The organism is Streptomyces sp. NPDC101227 (assembly GCF_044767545.1).
Taxonomy (GTDB): domain Bacteria; phylum Actinomycetota; class Actinomycetes; order Streptomycetales; family Streptomycetaceae; genus Streptomyces.
This window is the reverse complement of sequence record NZ_JBIWOD010000011.1, coordinates 143965-166029: the sequence shown is the minus strand read 5'-3', so window position 1 is coordinate 166029 and position 22065 is coordinate 143965. Positions and strand designations below refer to the sequence as shown.

Annotated in this window: 15 protein-coding genes and 1 tRNA gene; 7 read left to right on the top strand and 9 right to left on the bottom strand. The window is 74.1% G+C overall.

Annotation, left to right across the window (positions count from 1 at the left end; genetic code table 11):
• Window positions 1-139: 139 nt before the first annotated feature.
• The 6 genes from ACIRPT_RS25485 to ACIRPT_RS25460 all read left to right on the top strand — a co-directional run bounded on the left by ACIRPT_RS25485 (window position 140) and on the right by ACIRPT_RS25460 (window position 5524).
• Window positions 140-331 carry a DUF1059 domain-containing protein gene (locus tag ACIRPT_RS25485; protein WP_403830912.1) on the top strand — a complete coding sequence of 64 codons (192 nt, stop codon included), beginning with the start codon at window positions 140-142 and terminating at the stop codon, window positions 329-331.
• Between the two features lie 179 nt (window positions 332-510).
• Window positions 511-1539 (top strand): N-acetyl-gamma-glutamyl-phosphate reductase, encoded by a 1029-nt coding sequence (gene argC, locus ACIRPT_RS25480; RefSeq protein ID WP_403830909.1) that lies wholly within the window; start codon window positions 511-513, stop codon window positions 1537-1539.
• 115 nt (window positions 1540-1654) lie between these two features.
• The gene (gene argJ / locus ACIRPT_RS25475; protein WP_403830906.1) at window positions 1655-2809 is read left to right on the top strand and encodes a bifunctional glutamate N-acetyltransferase/amino-acid acetyltransferase ArgJ; all 1155 of its coding nucleotides are present in this window, start codon (window positions 1655-1657) and stop codon (window positions 2807-2809) included.
• Window positions 2806-3741 carry an acetylglutamate kinase gene (gene argB, locus ACIRPT_RS25470; protein ID WP_403830903.1) on the top strand — a complete coding sequence of 312 codons (936 nt, stop codon included), beginning with the start codon at window positions 2806-2808 and terminating at the stop codon, window positions 3739-3741. The genes argJ and argB overlap by 4 nt, the downstream gene beginning before the upstream one ends.
• Entirely contained in the window at window positions 3738-4973 is a 1236-nt protein-coding gene (locus tag ACIRPT_RS25465) for an acetylornithine transaminase (protein WP_403830901.1), read from the top strand. Before argB ends, ACIRPT_RS25465 begins: the two co-directional genes overlap by 4 nt.
• An 8-nt stretch (window positions 4974-4981) precedes the next feature.
• Window positions 4982-5524 (top strand): arginine repressor, encoded by a 543-nt coding sequence (locus ACIRPT_RS25460; protein WP_403830899.1) that lies wholly within the window; start codon window positions 4982-4984, stop codon window positions 5522-5524.
• 72 nt (window positions 5525-5596) lie between these two features.
• Here the strand turns inward: ACIRPT_RS25460 and ACIRPT_RS25455 are convergent, their stop codons facing one another.
• From ACIRPT_RS25455 to ACIRPT_RS25420, 8 genes are all read right to left on the bottom strand, one after another.
• Window positions 5597-6562, bottom strand: coding sequence for an LLM class flavin-dependent oxidoreductase (locus tag ACIRPT_RS25455; protein ID WP_403830896.1), 966 nt, complete (start codon window positions 6560-6562; stop codon window positions 5597-5599).
• On the bottom strand, window positions 6559-9717 hold the full coding sequence (locus tag ACIRPT_RS25450) for a PDZ domain-containing protein (RefSeq protein WP_403830893.1): 3159 nt from the start codon (window positions 9715-9717) through the stop codon (window positions 6559-6561). The genes ACIRPT_RS25455 and ACIRPT_RS25450 overlap by 4 nt, the downstream gene beginning before the upstream one ends.
• Window positions 9718-9823: 106 nt before the next feature.
• Complete coding sequence (locus tag ACIRPT_RS25445; RefSeq protein ID WP_403830890.1) at window positions 9824-11383, bottom strand: nitroreductase family protein; 1560 nt, start codon at window positions 11381-11383, stop codon at window positions 9824-9826.
• Between the two features lie 25 nt (window positions 11384-11408).
• Window positions 11409-13412, bottom strand: a complete 2004-nt coding sequence (locus ACIRPT_RS25440) for a TOMM precursor leader peptide-binding protein (RefSeq protein WP_403830887.1) — start codon at window positions 13410-13412, stop codon at window positions 11409-11411.
• An 85-nt stretch (window positions 13413-13497) separates the two neighbouring features.
• Window positions 13498-13647, bottom strand: a complete 150-nt coding sequence (locus tag ACIRPT_RS25435; protein ID WP_403504570.1) for a thiazolylpeptide-type bacteriocin — start codon at window positions 13645-13647, stop codon at window positions 13498-13500.
• Window positions 13648-13733: 86 nt separating this feature from the next.
• Window positions 13734-15749 carry a TOMM precursor leader peptide-binding protein gene (locus tag ACIRPT_RS25430; RefSeq protein ID WP_403830884.1) on the bottom strand — a complete coding sequence of 672 codons (2016 nt, stop codon included), beginning with the start codon at window positions 15747-15749 and terminating at the stop codon, window positions 13734-13736.
• 424 nt (window positions 15750-16173) lie between these two features.
• Window positions 16174-19260 (bottom strand): lantibiotic dehydratase, encoded by a 3087-nt coding sequence (locus tag ACIRPT_RS25425; protein WP_403830882.1) that lies wholly within the window; start codon window positions 19258-19260, stop codon window positions 16174-16176.
• 59 nt (window positions 19261-19319) lie between these two features.
• Window positions 19320-20258, bottom strand: coding sequence for an LLM class flavin-dependent oxidoreductase (locus ACIRPT_RS25420; RefSeq protein WP_403830880.1), 939 nt, complete (start codon window positions 20256-20258; stop codon window positions 19320-19322).
• Window positions 20259-20740: 482 nt separating this feature from the next.
• On the opposite strand from ACIRPT_RS25420, the gene pstS reads away from it, so the two are divergent.
• On the top strand, window positions 20741-21886 hold the full coding sequence (pstS, locus tag ACIRPT_RS25415; protein ID WP_403830878.1) for a phosphate ABC transporter substrate-binding protein PstS: 1146 nt from the start codon (window positions 20741-20743) through the stop codon (window positions 21884-21886).
• Window positions 21887-21946: 60 nt separating this feature from the next.
• Here the strand turns inward: pstS and ACIRPT_RS25410 are convergent.
• A tRNA-Pro gene (locus tag ACIRPT_RS25410) sits at window positions 21947-22023 on the bottom strand.
• Window positions 22024-22065 lie beyond the last annotated feature (42 nt).

The window sequence follows — 22065 nt, the reverse complement described above, 5'->3', positions numbered from 1 at the left end:
GCCCTCACCTCCTCGTACGCTCCCCACTCCACCAGGGACGCGGGCCCCGCGCCATACGGGATTCCCCGTATGCGGCGGGCGGATCCGAGTGCTGACATCCACGACATTCCGGGCCGACACTGGGGGGAGGAGGTGCGTCATGCGGAAGATGGTCGACTGCCGGGATCACCCGAGCGAGATGAACTGCACCCTCGTCATCGCCGGTGAGGAGGAGGAAGTGGTCCGCGCCGCCAGCGAGCACGCCGTATCCGTGCACGGCCACACGGACAGCCCGGAGCTGCGCGAGCAGATCCGGTCCTCCCTCAAGGACGAGGTTCCGCAGCACGCCTGAGCCACGGCGGGCGCCGCCGCCGCGGAAGCGCGGCGGGTGGTGCCGCCATGAATGCAGCAGGCTCCGCCGCCCTGGTGCGGGGTGGCGGTTCCGGTGCGCGTGCGGTCCGGTGCCGCAGGAAACGCCATTGCATAAAACTGCTGCAATCCGTATAGTCATGCCATCAAGGAGGAGGGTCCATGACGGTACGAGCAGCAGTGGCCGGAGCGAGCGGGTACGCGGGCGGTGAAGTCCTGCGCCTGCTCCTGGCACACCCCGAGGTCGAGATCGGCGCGGTGACCGGCCACTCCAACGCGGGCCAGCGCCTGGGTTCCCTGCAGCCGCATCTGCTCCCGCTCGCCGACCGGGAGGTACAGCCCACCTCCGCCGAGGTGCTGGCCGGGCACGACGTCGTCTTTCTGGCGCTGCCGCACGGCCAGTCCGCTGCGGTCGCCGAGCAGCTGGGGCCCGATGTGCTGATCGTCGACTGCGGCGCCGACTTCCGGCTGACGGACGCCGCCGACTGGGAGGCGTTCTACGGCTCGGCCCACGCGGGCACCTGGCCCTACGGTCTCCCGGAGCTGCCCGGGGCCCGCGCCGCGCTCCAGGGGTCCAAGCGGATCGCGGTACCGGGCTGCTACCCCACCGCCGTCTCGCTCGCCCTGTTCCCCGCCTACCAGGCGGCCCTCGCCGAGCCCGAGGCCGTCATCGTCGCGGCGTCGGGCACCTCCGGCGCGGGCAAGGCGGTCAAGCCGCATCTGCTGGGATCCGAGGTCATGGGCTCGATGAGCCCGTACGGCGTCGGAGGCGGCCACCGGCACACCCCCGAGATGATCCAGAACCTCAGCGCGGTGGCCGGCGAGCGCATCGGCGTTTCCTTCACCCCGACCCTGGCGCCGATGCCCCGCGGCATCCTCGCCACCTGCACGGCCAAGGCCAGGCCCGGCGTGGACGCCGCCGCGGTGCGGGCCGCGTACGAGAAGGCGCTGGCCGACGAGCCGTTCGTCCGGCTGCTGCCCGAGGGCCAGTGGCCCGCGACCGCCGCCGTCTACGGCTCCAACGCCGCGCACCTCCAGGTGACGCTGGACGCCGCCGCCGGCCGGATCATCGCGATCTGCGCCATCGACAACCTCACCAAGGGCACCGCGGGCGGCGCCATCCAGTCCATGAACATCGCCCTCGGGCTCGACGAGACCACCGGACTTTCGACGATCGGAGTCGCGCCGTGAGCTGGGGGCACCTCCCAGCGGTAGCTGGGGGAGTCTGCGCGGCCGCCGGGCCGCAGACATCGAGGGAAGCCGCGCCTCTGCGCCGCGCGGGCGTCGAAGCGAACAAGGAGACACAGTGAGTGTGACGGCAGCCAAGGGGTTCTCGGCGGCGGGCATCGCCGCCGGGATCAAAGAGAACGGCAACCCGGACCTCGCCCTCGTGGTGAACAACGGGCCGCGGCTGGCCGCCGCCGGAGTCTTCACCGCCAACCGCGTCAAGGCGGCCCCGGTCGTCTGGTCCGAGCAGGTCCTCAAGGGCGGCCGGGTCTCCGCCGTCATCCTCAACTCCGGCGGCGCCAACGCCTGCACCGGCCCGCTGGGCTTCCAGGACACCCATGCCACCGCCGAGAAGGTCGCCGAGGTCCTCGACGGACACAGCGCCGGCGAGGTGGCGGTCGCGTCCACCGGGCTGATCGGGCTGCGGCTCCCGATGGACAAGCTGCTGCCCGGAGTCGAGCGGGCCGCGGCCGAACTGAGCGAACACGGCGGCGAGAAGGCCGCCATCGCCATCAAGACCACCGACAGCGTGCACAAGACCGCGGTCGTCACCAGGGACGGCTGGACCGTCGGCGGAATGGCCAAGGGCGCCGGCATGCTCGCGCCGGGTCTGGCCACCATGCTCGTCGTGCTGACGACCGACGCCGATCTGCCGGCCGCCGACCTGGACACGGCGCTGCGGGAGTCGACCCGTACCACCTTCGACCGGGTCGACTCCGACGGCTGTATGTCCACCAACGACACGGTGCTGCTGCTCGCCTCCGGCGCGTCCGGGGTCGCCCCGGAGCACGCGGAGTTCACCGAGGCCCTCCGCGCGGTCTGCGACGACCTCGCCCGCCAGCTCATCGGCGACGCCGAGGGAGCCAGCAAGGACATCCGCATCGAGGTGATCAACGCCGCGAGCGAGGACGACGCCGTCGAGGTCGGCCGCTCCATCGCCCGTAACAACCTCCTCAAGTGCGCCCTCCACGGCGAGGACCCCAACTGGGGCCGGGTGCTCTCCGCCATCGGCACCACCTCCGCCGCCTTCGAGCCCGACCAGCTCAACGTCGCCATCAACGACGTCTGGGTCTGCAAGAACGGCTCGGTCGGCGAGGACCGCGACCTGGTCGACATGCGCTACCGGGAGGTACGGATCACCGCCGACCTCGCCGCCGGCAGCGACTCCGCGGTCATCTGGGGCAACGACCTCACCGCCGACTACGTCCACGAGAACAGCGCGTACTCGTCATGAGCGCACGCAAGCACACCGCGCTCCCGAAGGCCCGCACCCTCATCGAGGCGCTGCCCTGGCTGACCCGGCACCACGGCAAGACCGTCGTCATCAAGTTCGGCGGCAACGCCATGGTCGACGAGGAGCTCAAGCGCGCCTTCGCCCAGGACGTGGTCTTCCTGCGGCACGCCGGCCTGCGGCCCGTCGTCGTCCACGGCGGCGGCCCGCAGATCAGTGCCCAACTGGACCTGCTCGGCCTGGAGTCGGAGTTCAAGGGCGGTCTGCGGGTCACCACGCCCGAGGCGATGAACGTCGTACGGATGGTGCTGGCGGGCCAGGTCCAGCGCGAACTCGTCGGACTGCTCAACGAGCACGGGCCGTTCGCCGTCGGCATGACCGGCGAGGACGCCCACCTCATGACCGCGACCAAGCACTACGCGGACATCGACGGCGAGCGGGTGGACATCGGCCGGGTCGGCGAGATCACCGCCATCGACCCCGGCGCGGTCCAGGCGCTGCTGGACGACGGCCGGATCCCGGTCATCTCCTCCATCGCCCGCAGCAGCGACGCGGAGGACACCCTCGCCGGGGCCTCGGGCGTCTTCAACGTCAACGCCGACACCGCCGCGGCCGCCCTGGCCGCCGCCCTCGGCGCCGAGACGCTGATGGTCCTCACCGACGTCGAGGGCCTCTACGAGGACTGGCCGAACAGCGACGAGGTGATCTCCCGCCTCACCGCCACCCAGCTGGAGAAGCTGCTGCCCGACCTGGCCAGCGGCATGGTCCCCAAGATGCAGGGCTGTCTGCACGCCGTACGCAACGGCGTGCACACCGCCCGGGTCATCGACGGGCGGGTCCAGCACTCCATCCTGCTGGAGATCTTCACCGACGAGGGAATCGGCACGATGGTCGTGCCGGACACGAACGCGCACGCGAACGAGGGGGAGTCATGAGCGAGGCGGCACACGGCCGGGGCCCGGCGGACAACGCGGGCCTCACCCGGCGCTGGCAGGGCGCGATGATGGACAACTTCGGCACCCCGCGCATCCCGCTGGTACGCGGCGAGGGCGCCGTGGTGTGGGACGCCGACGGCAAGGAGTACCTCGACTTCCTCGGCGGCATCGCGGTCAACGCCCTGGGCCACGCCCACCCCGCCGTGGTCCGCGCGGTCTCCGACCAGGTCGCCACCCTCGGCCATGTCTCCAACTTCTTCGTCGCCGAGCCCACCGTGGCGCTGGCCGAACGGCTGCTGGCGCTCGCCGGCCGCCCCGGCCGGGTCTACTTCTCCAACTCCGGCGCCGAGGCCAACGAAGCCGCCTTCAAGATCGGCCGGCTCACCGGGCGCACCCATATGGTCTCCACGGCCGGCGGCTTCCACGGCCGGACCATGGGCGCCCTCGCGCTCACCGGCCAGCCCGCCAAGCAGGCCCCGTTCGCCCCGCTGCCCGGCGACGTCGACTACGTCCCGTACGGCGACACCGACGCCCTCCGCGCCGCCGTCACCACCGACACCGCCTTCGTCATCCTCGAACCCGTCCAGGGCGAGAGCGGCGTGGTCGTCCCGCCGCCCGGCTACCTCCGGGCCGCCCGCGAGATCACCGCCGCCACCGGCACCCTGCTCGTCCTCGACGAGATCCAGACCGGCATCGGCCGCACCGGCCACTGGCTGGAGTCCCGGGCCCAGGGCGTCGAGGCGGACATCATCACCCTCGCCAAGGGCCTGGGCGGCGGCCTGCCCATCGGCGCCACCCTCGCCTTCGGCCCCGCCGCGGAACTCCTGAGCCCCGGCTCGCACGGCTCCACCTTCAGCGGCAACCCCGTCGTCTGCGCCGGCGCCCTCGCCGTCCTGGACACCATCGAGCGGGACGGCATCCTCGAGAACGTCAAGCGCGTCGGCGAGCGGCTGCGGAACGGAATCGAGTCGCTGGGGCACCCATTGGTCCGTCAGGTCCGCGGCGCGGGCCTCCTCCTGGGTATCGTCTTGACCGAGTCCCTCGCGCCACAGGTGCAGCAGGCGGCTCAGGACGCGGGCCTCCTGGTGAACGCGGTCGCGCCGGACGTCATCCGGCTCGCCCCGCCGCTGATCGTCTCCGACGAGCAGGCGGAGACGTTGCTCCGGAAGCTGCCCGCCGTCCTCAATACGGTCCGCCAAGGGGCCGACGGGGAACAACGATCCGGAGACTGACGACAACGATGACCGAGCCGCAGGAGACCGAGTCGCACAACGGCGGCCAGGCCGTACCGCAGACCCGCACCGCACGCCACCGCCGGATCGTGGACATCCTCAACCGGCAGCCGGTCCGCTCCCAGAGCCAGCTCGCCAAGCTGCTCGCCGACGACGGCCTGTCCGTCACCCAGGCGACGCTCTCCCGCGACCTGGACGAACTGGGCGCGGTCAAGATCCGCAACACCGGCGGCGAGCTGATCTACGCGGTGCCCAGCGAGGGCGGCGACCGCAAGCCGCGCGCCCCGCTGGGCGAGTCCGCCAAGGAGGAGCGCATGCGCCGCCTCTCCGCCGAGCTCCTCATCTCCGCCGAGGCCTCCGCCAACCTCGTCGTCCTGCGCACCCCGCCCGGCGCCGCCCAGTTCCTGGCCTCGGCCATCGACCAGGCCGAGCTGCACGACATCCTCGGCACCATCGCCGGCGACGACACCCTGATGCTCATCAGCCGCGACCCGGCGGGCGGGCAGGCGCTGGCCGCGCATCTGCTGCGGCTGGCGCAGGGCGCGCACTGAGCGGGCGGCCCGCCCGGCGCACCCGGCGCACCCGGCGCACCCGGCGCACCCGGCGCACCCGGCGCGCCGGGCTCAGCCGGTGAACTCCGCTATCAGGGCGGCCAGCTCCGCCAGCGCGGTGCGCTGTCCGTAGAGGCCGTGGACGCCGTTCAGCGCGATGACGATTTCGTCCGCACCGGCGTCCGCGTAGGCGGCGCAGCGCTCCGCCAGAAGGGCGGGCGTGCCGTACAGGAACGCCCCGCAGTCGACGAGCTTGCCCGCCCTGGCCTCCGGGCCGTCCTGCGGGGTGATGCCGGCCCCGGCGCGGTTGAGCATGTCGACGTAGTGGGGGACGGCGAGATGGGCCCGGTTGGCCGTGAGGGCCAGCTGCACCGGGTCGCGGTCATCCGCCGCCACCGCCATCGGGACCATCGCCGTGATCCGGGGCGCCGCCCGCCCGGCCCGCTCCGCACCCTCGCGCAGCGCGGGCACCAGCGTCTCCCGGAGATATCCGGCGGGCGTCAGCCAGGTGATGGCCCGGTCCGCCAGTTCGCCCGCGAGCCGGGCCATCGCCGGCCGCAGCACCCCCAGCCCCACCTGCACCTCGGGCGTGGGCACCGGCGGCAACAGGGCCCGCGAGCTGAGGTATTCGCCGTCGACGACCGCGAGCTCCCCGTCCACGAGCCGGCGCACCGCCGTCAGATACTCCCGCACCGCCCGCAGCGGCTTGGGGTACGGCCGCTCCAGTACGGCCTCCTGGAACTCCGCGGGCCCCGGTCCGAAGCCGGCCACGACCGGATGCCCGGTGGTCAGCGCCACCGACCTGGCCTGGAGCGCGGCCTCGTACGGATGCCGCAGCCCCATCAGCGTCACCCCCAGCCCGGCCGGTACCCGGAAGCCGGCGCCGGCCGCGTAGGCGAACCCCTGATGGGCCTCCACCAGCATCGACTGCGCCTGCCACAGCCGCGCGGCCGGTGTGAAGGACACCAGCCCGGCGTACGGCAGCAGCTGCTCCGGGCGGCGCGGCACGAAGGGGACCAGAACCGAGTACTGCGTCATCGCTTCTCTCCTCGGCGGCCGAGCCGCGGCACTTGGGCGGGCGGGCGTTCGTCGAGCAGCTTCAGCGCCTGGCGGACCGCCTCGTCCAGCTGCGGGTCACGGCCCCGTACCCGGTCCTGGGGCGGGACGGCCACCTCGGTGTCCGGTGCGATGCCGACGTTCTCGGCGCCCCAGCCGGGGCCCTCGAACCAGCTGGCGAAGCGCGGCAGGAGCAGCCCGGTGCCGTCCATGAGCGAGTGCTGCCATTCGATGGCGGTGAACCCGCCCCAGGTCCGGGCCCCCACGACGGGGCCGGTGCCCCGGTGGCGCACGGCCCAGGCCATGATGTCGCCGTCCGAGCCGGTGAACTCGTCGGCCACCAGGACGACCGGGCCGCGCGGCGCGACGTTGGGGTAGGCGTAGCCGAAGCCGCTGCGGTCCACCCGCCAGCCGGACACCCGCTGGCAGAGCAGTTCCAGGACCTTCTCCGACATCTCGCCGCCGGCGTTCTCGCGGATGTCGAGGATCAGTCCGTCGCGGACGATCTCGGCCCGCAGATCGCGGTGCAGCTGCGCCCAGCCGGCGGTCGTCAGGTCGGGCAGATGGAGATAGCCGAGCCGGCCGTCGGACGCCTCGGTGACGTGGTCACGGCGTGCGGCGACCCAGTCGTGATAGCGCAGCGTCCGTTCCTCCGCGAGCGGCGTCACCGTCACCCGGCGGACGGTGCCGGCGGGGGAGCGGAGCGTCAGTTCCACCCTGCGGCCCGCCGTCCCGGTGAGCAGCGGGCCGGGGCCCGGGCCCGGGCCGACGGCGATCCCGTCGATCTCCAGCAGGACGTCGCCGGGCCGCACCCCGGCCCCAGGGGCCGCGAGCGGCGACCGGGCCCCGTCGGCCGACACCTCGCCGCGCGGGATGCGGGCGATGCGCCACGCCCCGTCCGCGCCGCGCTCCAGATCCGCGCCCAGGTGGCCCTGCGCCGCCGACGGGTCCGTCTCACGGGGGCGCGGCGCGACGTTGGTGTGCGACATCCCGAGCTCCCCGTGCAGTTCCCACAGCAGGTCGGTGAAGTCGTCGTAGCTGCCGACGCGGGCGAGCAGGGGGCGGTAGCGGTCCACCACGGCGTCCCAGCGGGCCGGTTCCAGGTCGGTGCGGGCGCTGACGTCCCGCAGCAGGCGGGCGTCCTCCTCGAAGACCTGCCGCCACTCCGCCGCCGGGTCGACCACCGCCCGGATGCGGTCCGTGTCCACGGCGGTGGCGGCGCCCCCTCCCGCGGCGGGGTGCACCGTCAGGGCGTCGGTGTGTGTCCGCACCATGACGCGTGTGCCGTCGCCGCTGACCTGGAAGTCCCGCACGCCGGTGCGCAGTTCCACGCTCCGGTTCCCGGCGAGGTCCCAGCCCTCCAGGACCGCCCGCGCATCCGTCGCGGCGGGCGGCGGGAGAAGGTCGCGGATCCACAGCAGACCGTTCGCGGTGGCGCACAGCGTGCGGTAGGTACCGGAGGCGACGGGCAGCGCCGTGGCCCGGTCGGCCAGCCCCTCGGTGTCGACGGTGACTTCGGTGGCTCCGGCGACTTGGGGGCCGCCGTCCGGTACCGGTACGGCGCCGGGGCCGAAGGGGAGCGGTGCCGTCGCCGTGAGCGGCAGCAGATGGGGCCGGGTCGCGCCGACGAAGGCCATGCCGAAGTCGTGTGCCTGGTGCACGGGGGCGAAGTCCCGGGCGGAGAGAAAGGCCAGATGACGGCCGTCGTGGGTGAACGCGGGGGAGAAGTCGCGAAAGCGCATCGGGGTGGCCTCGATGACGGATCCCTCGCGGACGCGCGCCATCCGCAGCTGCCGCAGCAGCTCGGGCCCGGGGTGGGACCACGCCACCCAGGCGGAGTCCGGCGAGAAGACGAGCCCGCTGATGTCACCGGCGTCGCTCCGGTCGATCTCGGTGACCCGGCCCGACGCCACATCGGCGAGCAGCACACCGCCGTAGAGATCGGCCACCGCGAGCGTGGTGCCGTCGGGGGAGGCGGCCAGGTCCAGTACGCGCACGAAGCGGCCGGTGCCGATCCGGACCGGCGCCTCCCCGCCCCTCTGCGGGGCGTCCCCGGCGATCTCGATGCATTCCGTGCCCGGCGCATCGCTCACCCAGGCCACCTTGCCGGTGTCGCCCAGGAACCGCGGCAGGCGGCGCCGTACCCCCGCCCGGACGCCGAGGGCGGTCACCGGCCCGTCGTCGTACGGCACCCGGTGCACGGCGCCCCGGATCTCGACCACGCCGGCCCGCCCGGTGTGGTCCGGGGCGAAGCCGCCCAGGTTCCCGGCGGCCGGCACCCGGTGCGGGGCGAGCGCCGTACGGGGGCCGCCGAGCGTCACCGCGATGCGCTCGGGTGCGGTGGCGGGGTCCAGGTCCGGCAGCCGCCACAGGTCGCCGGCGCACTGGTAGACGATTCCCGCGCCGTCGGTGGCGGCGTGGCGGGCGTAGCCGTCGTGCCCGGTGTGGCGGCGGAGGTCGCCGCCGTCGGGAAGGCTCGACCACAGCTGCCCGCAGCCCGTGTGGTCGGAGAGGAACGCGACCCGCCCGCCGGCCCACAGGGGGCATTCGAGGTTGCCGTCGAGGCCGGGGTGCAGCCGGGTGAACTCCCCGGACCCGGCCGGATCGATCCACAGCCGTCCGGCGGTGCCGCCCCGGTAGCGCTTCCAGTAGGCGGCCTCGACGAAGACCGGCGTCTGGAGCAGGGCCGCGCCGCCCGGCCCCGGCGCCAGGCCGCCGACCGGCCCGTACGGCAGGCGCTCCGGCGGATTCCCGTCCACCGGCACCCGCCAGGCCCACGGCCGGCGCGCGCTGGGCTCCCCGGCGGCGGTGATCGCCAGGACGTCGCCGGCGGGCGTCCAGCCCGCGACCCGGGTACGCCGGTCGCCCCAGTGGGTCAGCCGCCGGGCCGGGCCGCCCGCCGCCGGGGCGAGCCACACCTCCGGGGCACCGTCGCGGGTGGACGTCCAGGCGATCCACGCCCCGTCCGGACTGATCCGCGGATGGCTGACCGGGACGCGGTCCGCGCTCAGCCGCCGGGCGCGGCCGCCCGAGGCCGCGCACGTCCAGACGTCGTCCTCCGCCGTGAAGGTCAGCAGATCGCCGCGCACATGGGGAAAGCGCAGATACGCACCGGACGCGGCAGACAGGGCACTCACGAACGCTCCTGGGTCGGATGAGGCGAGGGAGAGGAGAAAGAGGAGAAAGGGGTGAAGGAGGAGAAGGAGGAGGAGAGGGGTGGGAGGGGCGAAGGGCGGTCGGCGCTCAGCGCAGCCGGCCGTCGAGGCCCGCCGCGCCCGGCCGGTGATGGCCGAGGAACACATACACCTGGCTGTGCCGGCCCCGACCGGTCAGGCCCAGCGCCGCGTCCAGCGGGACGGCGTCCATGCCGAGGACGATTCCGGAGGCCAGGTCCAGTGCGGTGGCCGCCAGATGGGCCCGCTGCGCGGCGGCGCCCGCCTCGATGTTCGCCGCCCGGTAGGCGCGGGGACCGTACGCGGAGACCGTCCGCCCCGGATGCCAGTGCAGGACGAGCATGGCCGGGGCCTGGCCGACGGAGTAGTTGTCGAGGCCGTAGAGCTCCTCGGTGACGGCGGCGGGGCCGTCGCCCGGTACGGGGGCGAGGGTGTGGCTGCCGGCGTGGTAGCCGTAGATCCCGGGGTCGAGCCCGTGGACCCGGCGCACCACCACGCTCAGCCCGGTCAGCGCGGCGGGCTCGTCGTGTGCGTCGTGCTCGTGGGTGGTGCGGTCGGCCGGCGCGGTGGCCCGCAGGACCGCCGCCAGCGCCGCCGGCTCCAGCGGCCGGGAGGCGTCGAAGCGTCCCGACGCCGAGGACCGGCGGGCGAGCGTGGCGGCGGCGCGGCCCGCCGGGCGGGCGTCCGGCCCGCCGGGCAGCGCCACGGCGCCGGACGGCACCGGCTCCTCGTCAAGGGTGACGGCCCGCGGAGCCGTCGCCGGGGCCGCCGCCGTCGCCCGCTGCACGCCGCGCGCCAGGGCGAAGTCCCTTACCGCGGACGACCGTTCGTGATGCGGCGGCCGTACGGTGACCGGCGCGGCCGGCGCCACCGGCGGCTCTCCCACCCGCCACCGCAGGGGGAGCACCGCATGGACGGCCTCCGCGTCCGGATCCAGCCCCAGCAGTGCGTTCAGCGCGTCCTGGTCGAACCACACCCGCTGCCGGTAGGGGAGACCGCGGTCGCGGCTGAGCAGTTCCCAGGAACCGGTGAAGGCGCCCAGGTCCAGGGTCGCCAGGTGGTAGGCGAGGTTGTGGTACTTGAACGCGTTCTTCCACAGCCGCACCGTGCACAGCAGGAACTGGTCCCCCAGGGCGGCCGCGCCGGGGCCCAGCGCGGCGTGCACGGCGGCGGTCGGGTCCCCGGCGGACAGCCGTTCCATGGCGTGCAGCCCCGAGGCGTAGTGGAAGACGCCGCCGGGCACGGGCGCCGAGGGCCCCGCCGCCCAGTACACCTCGACCGGGTAGGCGGCGCCGCCCGACGGCGTGCCCCGGCCCCAGCGGACGGTGTGCGGCGCGGCCCGGTCGGCGAGGTCCGCGTTCCAGTCGACCTGGTAGCGCCGGGCGCCGATACCGATGGCCGCCTGGAGGTCGGCCGCCAGGGAATCGAGCCCGAACGGCCCCTGGGGCACCGGCTGCGCGAGGGTGGCGGGGAAGGGCAGCGGGAGGCGTTCCGCGCCGGGGTGGTGGGTGTGCGGAAGGGGCCGGTCCGCCCAGTCGGGGGCGAAGCCGGGCGGCTCCAGCGGGTCGTGCGCGCGCCGGTGGACGGCGTCGAGGTAGTCGAGGGTCACGCGTGCGGCGTCGGTGTTCATCGTCTGGCGCTCTCGCTCCGGGCGGTCAAGGGAAGGGGTGCGGATGACGGTGGACGTCCGCGTCCGCCAGCGGCGCCGCGCGTCGCCCGGCACGCCAGGACGCGGTCCGCAGCCGCGGGTGGTGCAGGGCGCGCTGCTGCTCCCAGCCGAAGTCGATGGGCAGGAGCCCCGGGGCGACGACGGCCGCGGTGTGCAGCCCGCAGGCCCGCTGTTCGGGGCAGGTCTGGTCGACCACGATGACGTCCTCGCTCACCGCGCCCACCAGCCGTACGCATTCCCTGAGGTCGTCCAGCAGGTCGGCGGGGCGCGGACCGCGTGCCTCCCAGTCGGCGAAGGCCTCGGTGAGCGGCGCCGCGGGAGCGCCCGGGGCGCCGGCGAACGGCACCTGCGCCGCCATCTCCGGCAGCCCGTAGAGCAGTTCGTGGTCCTCCAGCTCGCGCACCAGGCGGTAGTCGGCGGCCATGGCGCGGGCCTCGTCGTGCCGTTCGCGCACGGTGGTGCGCTGGCGGTGCAGCTGGGCCGCGACCTCGCGCAGCGCCGAGGCCACCGCGTCCTCGGCGGACAGCGCCGCCCCGGCCGACAGCGAGATGTTGCCCAGGCCGGGTTCCTTGAGGGTGGCCAGGCACAGCACGGCCGGCACCGGCAGGTCGATCCGCATGTCGAAGAGCCGGATCGTGTAGCCCAGTCCTTCGATCTTGTCCCGCATCGCCGCGAGCGCGGGGGAGCCGGTGGCGCTGTCCAGGCCGATCTCGGGCAGCGGTTCGGCGCCGTACCAGGCGAGCAGGAACGCATCGCGCTCGATCAGCTCCAGCAGCCCGAACAGCGCGGCCTCCTCCAGACAGCTGCCCGTCGCGCAGCCGTTGGAATTGCTCGACAGCAGGGAGGCGCCGCGCCGCCGGGGCCCGTAGTAGACGAGCTGCTGCGGTACGAGTACCGGCGCGTCCCGCACCAGGGAGTGCCCCCAGACCCAGTCCACCCGCTCGTCGGGCCGGAACGGGCGGAAGGTTTCCCGGTGCCGGGCGTAGAAGTCGTCGTCGTAGAGGAGCCCGCCGCGGGGATCGAGCGCGGGCAGGGACAGCTCGGAGAGTTCGTCGAGCGCCATGCGCAGCGCCGGTCCGCCGCCCCACGGACGCTGCCCCGCATAGCGTTCCAGGCCCTCGAACAGGGCCACCATCTCGCTCTGGTCGTAGGTGTCGGTGTGCCCGGCCCAGGTGGTCTCGTAAAGGCCGCTGCCGCCGGTGCGCGCCCCGCCGAGCCGCAGGGTGCCGCCCACCGATTCGGTGACCGGGCTCGCCATGTCGTGGAACAGGGTGAAACCGAGGGCCCCGCACACCGGGTTGATCAGCGCGTTCTTCGGGATGCCGTACGAGCGCCAGCTCCGCAGGCGGGCGCCGCCGCCGGGCAGGCGGGGCCGCGAGGCGGGGAAGCCGTACAGGGCGGGCGGCGCGTCGGGGCGGGCGCCGCCGCAGCGCGGGCACTGCGGATCGGCCAGCAGCTGATGCTCCGTCACCAGCCCGTCGACCAGGTTCACTTCGAGCACGGTGGCCGGCGCGGTGGACTCCCCGGCGCGGGCGTCCGGGGCGCTGCGGGTCAGGGCGTGCAGGGCCGCGGCGACGGCGGGCGCGCCCCATTCGTAGGGGCCGGTGTGCCCGGGGCCGGCGATGTACTGTCCGGTGCCGGTCTCCAGCGCGGCCCGCTCCTTCAGCGGGCGCAGCCGGATCCAGCGCCGCTCCAGGCACAGCGCGCACGGGCCGGGGGTGTCGGCGTCGCTGTGCAGGGGGCCGACGAGCGCGGTGTCCCGGTGCAGGCGTACGGGAAGGACGGGCGCGCCGTCGCCCGCGGGCCGGCCGACGCGCGGTGCGGCGTCGGCCGGCCGGTGCGCGGGGAGCAGCCCCAGGGTCCCGATCTCCACGGTGGCGTCGGGTGCGCCGGGCGCGGGCGACGCGGCGAGGAGGGGGCGCAGCGCCTGGGCGAGCGCCTCCTGAGCGGCGGCCGGCGCGGTCTCCGTAGGGAGCGTGACGACGTGCATGGGGGCTCTCCGCGGGGCTCTGGGTGGGGAACCGCGGTGGCGGGTGGGGCCCGCCACCGCGGTCAGGCTGTCAGCTGACGTAACGTCAGGCGGACAGCTCCGGGGTGGTGCTGCAGTTGCAGCAGGAGGAGGTGCTGGCGCAGCCACGGGCCGCCGCGGTCTCGACCTCGACGGAGACCGCCTCGATCTCGAAGTCCTCGACGTCCAGGACGGCCAGCTCGGAAAGGTTGTTCATGATGTGCTCCTTATCGATATGTATTCGAACGGGACATCCACCGGAGCGGGCTCCGGCGCCTCCCCGCGGTCTCCCGCGGGGAAATCTCAGCGGGTGAGCAGGACGCGGCCCACCCGTACGGGTGCCTCGGTGCCGCCCAGTGCCGCGGGCGGCGTCGCCACCAGCAGCGCGTCGCGGCCCGCGGTGCGCAGCCCCGCCAGCAGCCGGGCCAGCGGGTCGGGTCCGGGCGTGGTTTCGGGGCGCCGGGCGGCGGCCACCGGTTGCAGCGGCGGCCAGTCGGCCGGGCACAGCAGCGACCGCCCGCCGTCGTTTCCCGCGCCGCCTGCCCCGAACTGCCGCCGTCCTGCCAGCTCCACCAGCGCGGTGCGCAGGGCCGCGGCGCGGGTCGCCCCCGCCGCGATGACCTGGAGGGCGCCGTCGGACGCGGTATGGCGTGCCGCCACCACGCGCGCGGATCCCGCGCCGGGCAGTTCGGCGAGCGTCAGCGCACCGGAGCGGGCCAGGCCCGGCACCACCGTCAGCCCGGACTCCGCGGCCGCCTCCGGCACGGGCAGGTCCTCGGCGACCGCCGTGCCCTCGCGCCACTCCCGCACCCGCTCGTGCAGGAGCGCCGACAGCACACCGTCCAGCGCTAGTTCGGCGAAGGAGGCCCCCGCGCCGTAACCCGCCAGGGCCGACGGCGCGTCCGTCACCGGTGCCCCGGCCACCGGCGCCGCGGGCACCCACACCGGACGCCGGTCCAGCAGGGAGAGCGCCGGGGTCCAGCGCACCGGCTCGGCGTCGCCGCCGGCGGTGCCGTTGTGCGGCGCGGCGAGCCGGTCCGCCGTCACGACCTCCGCGGGGCGGTCCCCCAGCTCCTTGGCGGTGGCGGTGACGGTCGCCGGCGGGGCCGGATCGGCCGCCGCCGCCCGCCGCGCGGCCCGTTCGACGGCGGCGCATCGGGCCTCCGCGAGCGAGTCGGCGTCGAAGCCCGCGATGAGGTCGGGCGCCGGTCCGGCGGTGCGCACCACGCCCACCTTGACCGCGGTCTGCGGCACCGATCCGTCCTCGAAGCGGATCAGCTGCCCGGTGGTCTCGGCCGGCAGTCCGGCGTAGCGCTCGTAGCGCTCGGCCGCCTCGCCCGGGGGGTCGAGCCGCCCCTCGGCGAGCGCGAGCAGGGCGGTCTGCGCCGCGGCGACGGTGAGCGGACGTGCGCAGACGCGGCACCGGGGATCGGCGGGCAGCGGCTCCCGGCGGGCCGCCAGGGTCAGCGGGTCCTGGACCACCACGGCCCGCTCCAGCCCGGACGGCCCGGTGGCCGCCAGGTGCCGGAACACCTCCAGCGCCAATTCACTTCCGGCCGCGGCGAGCACCGCCGGATAAAGCTGGTCTCTTTCCATACGGCCCGATTTCCCGGGTATTTCTTCCCGTGATGCGTTCCGGGCCAGCCGCATTTCCGCACATTCCCAGCACGCGGTGCCGTGCGCCGGTACCAGCGGACCCTTGACGAGAAGGTCACCCGATATTCCGGCGGTGACAAACGCGGAACCGGCCTCGTAGGTGCCGGAGAAAAGCCGTTCGCGGAATTCGGGGTCCGTTTCCTCCGGCGTGAGAATCACCGCGTCGGCCGGCCGTTCCTTGAGGGCCCGCGAGACGGATTCCACCGAATCGGCGTGGAATGTCGCCAGCCGGGCCGGCGTCCCCGCTTCCCGCAGTTCGGCCAGGTCGCCGTCCCACGCCCGCTCCGCCGTACCGGCGTCCCCGCGCAGGCCCACGGCGACCTCCCGCGCCCCGTTGCGCAGCAGCGACCGCACCGCGGTCACCGCCGCCGGACCGCGCCCCACCACCAGTAACCGGGCATCCCGCCAGCGGCGGAACCGCGCGAGGGGGAAGTCCCCGTCGTGGGTGAGGAAGGCGATCTGCTCGCCGAAGCGCCGCAGTACGGCCTCGGGGAGGAGTCCGTCGGGCTCCGCGCGGCGCACGGTGACGAACCCGGCCTCGCCCAGGCGGTCCACCAGCCGCCGGACCATGTCGGTGCGCTGCGCGTCGAGCCCGTCGCAGAGCTCGTCCAGGCCGCAGCCGGCCGAAAGGCGCGGGGCCAGTGCGACCAGCCACCGGTACACGGATTTCCCTTTGAGGAAGGAATCGCCCTGTGAGCCTCTCAGGAAAACGCCGTCCGGAGTCTCGAAGAATGCAGAGTCCTGACGAAGGAAATACTTTTCGGTCGCTCCGGAAACGGAGTCGGCAGTCTCCACAGAACCCTCCGTTCCGGTCGCTTCGGCCTGACATCACTTAGCCAACATGATCTAGGCGAGTTCTGTAAATGGTTCACAATGTACAAGTTACGGGAGTATTACGGCGGTGCATTTCGGAGGAAGGTACAAGAGGTGTGCGGAGTGAAATGGCGTCGCATTCGCGAGAATAATGGATTCCGGTTAACGGACTTCGCGGGTAAAAAGACGGCAACGCCTCGCCGAAGAAGGCGAGGCGTTGCCGTGGGTTGCGAAGGTGAGCCGCGAGCCGAACTTTGGCCAAGGGTTTAGTGCTTCATGCCCCGGCCTCCCGCCGTGCGATCCACGAGAGCGCCGCGGCGCGCGCCAGCCGCAGACAGGCCCGCTCGGCGTCCTCGTCGAGGCCCGCCGCGCGGACATGATGCATGTGCAGCAGCGAGGGCAGCACATGCAGCGGTTCCCGCCCGCCCCCATCCGTCAGACGCTCCCGGTAGACGGCCAGCGCCGCGCCGCGGCTGTGCCACGCCTCGACGGTCTCCGCGCCGCCGGGCAGCGCACCCACCGCGGCGAAACCGTCGTCCGGATGCGCCAGCCGCAGGGTCTCGTCGTGCAGCGCCCGGTCCGGCGCCGGCCCCGGACCCTTCGGGATGTACCCCACCAGCCGCCGCATCCCGCCCTCGGTGTCCCCGGCGAGCGACACCGCCAGATCCACCAGGCTCGCCGCGGTCACCGCCCGCGCCCGCGGCCCGCCGCGGCCGGCGGTCAGCCGCCACTGCGCCACCACCGCGGCCGCATCGGCGGCGAACACCGACTCCGCGGCCACCATGGCCGCACCCCTCCCGTAGCGCCCGGTCTCCGGGAAATACGTGTCCCACTGCACCTGGCTCACCAGCCCGAGCCGGCGCAGCTCCGCCGCCCAGGCGCCGACCCGGCCCCACACCCCGCCCGCGGCCGCGTCACCGGGCACCCGGAATCGCAGCCGCAGATGCGGACGCGGATCCCGGTAGCCCACGAACCACCACTCGGGCGGCGCCTCCCAGCCCTCCCACAGCCGCGGCAGATGCGCGGTCAGGATCTCGGCGTGCCGCGCCGGATGCCCGTACAGCTTCAGGTACGCCCACTCGCCCACGCCCGGCAGGTGGCCGTCCTCGCGCCCGGTCGCCACGGCCGGGGACGGGCGCTGCGGGGTCGGCGGCAACCTCCGCTCCTGGCGGGCGGCGAGCGGCATGCTGATCTCGTTGGCCCGGCCGCCCAGCCACCCGAACGCCCCGGGCTCCGGCGCCTCGTGCAGCGTGGCCTGCCCGTCGCGCGTCAGCTCCGCCCGCAGCAGCTGCCGGTGCGCCCGCTCGGCCAGATCCAGCCGCAGCCGCCGGTCGTCGCCACCGAGGTAGACCGCCTCCGGCAGCCGGAACCGCCGCCGCCAGTCCGCCAGGCTCTTGTCCCAGACCTCCTCCGCGGCTTCGGACCCGGCGAGGTCGGCCGCCTCCAGCGTCCAGCGGGCGGCGGCCAGGACCGTACGCCCGTAGCGGACCCGGGGCAGGAACGGCAGATGACGGGCGGCACCCCACACGAAAGGCGCGAGCGCGGCCGCCCGCGCCCGCGGGACCTCGCACAGGAACCGCGCCAGCGGGTGGGTGAACAGCGTGAACTCCACCGAGTTCAGCACGGTCGGCTCCACGATCCGGCCGGTCGACAGCGACACCACGTACAGCCGGTGGTGATCGCCGCCCACGGCCAGGTCCGCCAGGGGCAGCGCCCGCTCGCCGTCGCCGTGCTCGGCCAGCGGGATGACCAGCGGCAGCACCGCGGGCGCCCGGCCGAGGTTCTCGGTGCGCACCAGCAACGGAGGGCTGGAGACCTGGGCCGGCTGCGCATCGGGTTCCAGGGTGGGCACGGCCGCGTAGGCCGCGCTCAGCCGCTCCCGGTCGGCCTCGTCGAAGAGGTGGAGGAAGCGCCCCGCGGTGGAGCCCGCCGCCGGCGACATATTGCCCACGGCCAGCTGGAAGTCGCCCCGTGCCAGGGCCTGTTGATCCGTCGCCCGCAGCTGGAGGTAGAGCTCGGCGTGGGCGGGCACCCGTACCGGTTCCGCCGGTGCCAGGGCGTCCAGCATCCGGTCGTCGAGCACGATCTCCACGGCGCCGTCGAAGACCGCCCGCTGGGCCAGCGCCAGCAGCCGTTCCTCGCGGGCGGACGGCGCGGCGTCCGGCCGCCGAAGAAGGGAGCCCTGGTACCCGGCGGGGAAGCCCAGGCCCGCGTCGGGATCGGTGAGTTCGGACACCGGCACCAGCGCGCCGATCCCGTACCGCTCCAGAAAGGCGGTGTGGTACTCCTGCCACGCCACCGACCCGGAGGGGAACGGCGAGAGCCGGGCCAGCGCCGTCGCCGCCCGCTCCGCCTCGGCGGCCACCTCCCGGGGCAGCCGCACCGCGCAGTCGAGCTTCAGGTCCACGAAGAGGGGCTGTTCCACGGCGTCCGACAGGGCGGTCATCCGCGCCGCGACGGCCGCCCTGATGCCGGCCCGGTCCCGCGGCGCGGCCCGGTTGTGCCGCTCGATGCCCGCGTGGATCTCGCGCAGCTCCGCCACGGTGTCCGCGACGTCACCGATCGCCCCGGCGTCCGCATCGGCCAGCCGGCCGAGGAGGTGCCCCAGCGCGTCGGACACCGTCATCGGCGCCCGCAGCGCGGTCAGCAGCACCCGCCGCGCCACCAGCTCCGCCAGCAGCCCGTCGATCACCTCCGCCGGCACCTTCGGATACTCCGCGGCCAGCTCGTCCGCCACCTCGCCCAGCACGGCGGGGGTACGGGCCGCCCGCAGCACCGCCGCCACGGCGGGCGTATGCCGCATGCTCACCTCGGTCGCGCCCACCCCCGCGTCGTGCCGCGGCTGCTGACAGGGCACCACCAGCTTCCCGCCCCGCACGACGGCCGTGGGGTCGGCGACGGCCGGCAGCCGGTGCAGCAGCTCCCGGGACGCCTCCAGACGGCCGACGACATCGGCCAGCCAGACCGAATCGGCCCGGACGACGGCGAGATGATCCGGGCCCCAGCGCACCCGTGGACCCTCGCCGACGGCGGCCGGCGCGATCCCGGCGAACAGCCCGAAGGGCGTCGCCCGGTGCTCCATCCGCAGCAGATAGCGCACGAGGGACTCCACCGCCCGCCGCACCCGCCGGGTCTGCTGCACCTTCCCCTCGCACACCGCGCGCACCCGGCGCGCCAGGGCCGGACTGGCCACCTCGACGGCCTCCGCCACGCCGTCCCGCGCCCACACCTCGCGCAGCCAGTCCCGCCACTGCGCCACCCCGGCCCCGTCACCCAGATCCGGCCAGGGCGGCAGCTGCCGGCCCTCCGGACAGGCGACGGCCCGCACGAGCGCCACATCCATGTGCCTGTACAACCGCACGTGATCCCCCACTCCTCAGCAACCGCGACAAGGTCTTCCCGGCATCGGCCCGCGGGCGCTCATCCCAGGGCGCCCAGGACGGTCTCCAGCTCCGCCAGCGCCCCCTGCGCACCGTCCTTCATCCACACCCCGGTGACGTTCAGGACCACGTCGTCCACCCCGGCCTCCTCGAACGCGCGCAACTCCGCGACGACCCGCTCCAGTTCCCCGTACACAAAGGCGCCGCCGGCGATGACGGCCTCGGCGCTGCGCCGCGGCGCGGTCATGTCCAGATCGATTCCGGACCTGCGCAGCATGTCCGCGTAGTGCGGCAGCCGCATATGTCCCTCGTTGCTCTCCAGCGCGAACTCCGCCCCGTCGCGGCCCGGTCCGGCCAGGGCGAGCGGCACCATGGCCACCAGCCGCGGCACCGGCCGGCCGGCCGCCTCGGCGCCGGCCCGCAGCTGCGGGATCACCACCGAGCGCAGATAGGACGCCGGCGTCAGCCAGGTGATGGCCACATCGGCCACCTCGCCGGCCAGCCGCGCCATCCGCGGCCGCAGCACGCCCAGACCGATCTCCACCGGCGGCCGAGGTATCTGCCACAGATGGGCCCGGCAGGTGTAGTACTCGCCCACATGGTCCGCGGAACCCTTCTCCAGCAGGCCCCGCATGACGGTGAGGTACTCCCGGGCGGCGGCCAGCGGCCGGGCGTAGGGCGCACCGAGCAGGCCGCGCTGGAGGTCGGCGGCGCCGGGCCCGTATCCGACCGTCACCGGCCGGCCCATCGTCTGCGCCAGGTTGGCCGCCTGGAGCGCGGCGTCGTAGGGATGGCGGAACGGCATGAGCGCGACGCCGATGCCCACCGGCACCCGGAAGCCGCTCGCCGCCGCGAACGTGAAGGTCTGATGCGGGTCGTTGGCCGGCGCCTGGCCCTGCCACAGCCGGTGCGCGCCGCTGCGGTGGACCAGCCCGGCGAACGGCAGGATCTCCTCCGGTTCGCTCGGCGCAAAGGGCATCAGGACGGAATACGTGGTCAATGGGTCCCCAAGTCGTCGTCGACCCGGCGTACGGCCCTGCCGCCGCGCGTCCGGTCGGTACGGGTGCCGGCCCTCGACGAGCCGTCGAGGGTGGCACACTCCGCGGAAAACTTTTTCCTTATCGCGGACGCTACCTCCGGGAATGCCCGTACGGCTCGGGTTCCGGGAAACCGGATCTTCGACGGCGGCGACACCCCGATGCCCCTCGGTCACGGCCCGGCGGGCGGACGGGCGCCGGCCGGGCATCCGCCGCGGCCGGCGCGGTGCCGCGCTGACTCACCGGCGCGCCGCAATCACCATGAGTATGGATATAACTGCATATAGTTACCGGGGGTGCGGTCGCCTGCGCAGTGCTCGGCGCTGCGGGAGCGCCGCCGTACGGACGTACGCCGCGTGAGCGCGCGGTGCCACCACCCTCTACTGCGCCGGCCGGGGCCGGTCCGCGGGAAGGAGCGCCGCGAATGAAGCCTCAGCGCAGGAGCGGGACGCGCGTCACGGCGGTCGGGGTGGCGGCCGTCTGCGGCGCCCTGGCCCTGACGGCCTGCGGCTCCAGCGGCGGCAGCTCCGGCCCCGCCGGCGGCTCGTCCACCGTCGCGGCGCCCAGCACCGGCGCCGGCGGTATCGCCTGCGGCAAACCGGCCACCCTGAGCGCCTCCGGCTCGACGGCGCAGCAGTACGCGATGAAGTACTGGATCAAGAACTACACCCGGGCCTGCGCCGAGACGAAGATCAGCTACGCGGGCAACGGCTCCGGCGCCGGTCAGGACGATTTCCTGGCGGGCAGAACCGCCTTCGCGGGCTCGGACTCCCCGCTGACCGCCGATCAGGTCGACCGGTCCGGGAAGGTCTGCGCCGGCGGCGGGCGCGCCATCCACCTGCCGATGGTCGGGGGACCGATCGCGGTCGGCTTCCACCTCCCGGGCATCGACCGGCTGGTCCTCGACGCCCCCACCCTCGCCAAGATCTTCAACGCGGGGATCGCCAAGTGGAACGACCCGGCGATCGCCGCCCTCAACAAGGGCGTCAAACTGCCTGCGACGCCGATCCAGGTGTTCCACCGCTCCGACTCCTCCGGCACGACGGACAACTTCACCGCCTACCTCGGCGCCGCCGGCCAGGGCGCATGGCCCTACCCGCACGGCAAGACGTGGGCGGCCAAGGGCGGCCACGCCGTCAAGGGCTCCGCGGACCTCGCCAACCAGGTGCAGCGGACCGTGGGCGCCATCGGCTACTTCGAGCTGCCCTACGCGGTGTCCCGCATGATCCGCACCGTCTCGGTCGACACCGGCGCGCCCGCCCCCGTCGATGCCAATGTGATCGCGGCCTCCCATGCGATCTCCGGGGCCGAGACGACCGACAACGGAAACGACGTGCTCCTCCGCCTCGACTACGGCACCAAGGAGCCCGGCGCCTACCCGATCGACGTGGTCACCTACGAGATCGTCTGCGACAAGGGCAACAAGCCGGCGACCTGGCCCGCCACCAAGGCGTTCCTGACGTACATGGCCGGTCAGAAGGGCCAGGAGAACCTGACGTTCCAGGGCTATGCGACGCTCCCCGCCAAGGTCCTCACCAAGGTCCGCGACGAAATCGGGTCGCTGTCCTGACAGGCAACGGAAAAGGCCGTTCCCTCATACGAGGAAACGGCCTCCGACCTGCGAAATCGCTGGTCGGGACGACAGGATTTGAACCTGCGACCCCTTGACCCCCAGTCAAGTGCGCTACCAAGCTGCGCCACGTCCCGGTTGCCCGTACCGGCCGGAAAGTTCCCGGCCGGGGCGTGCAG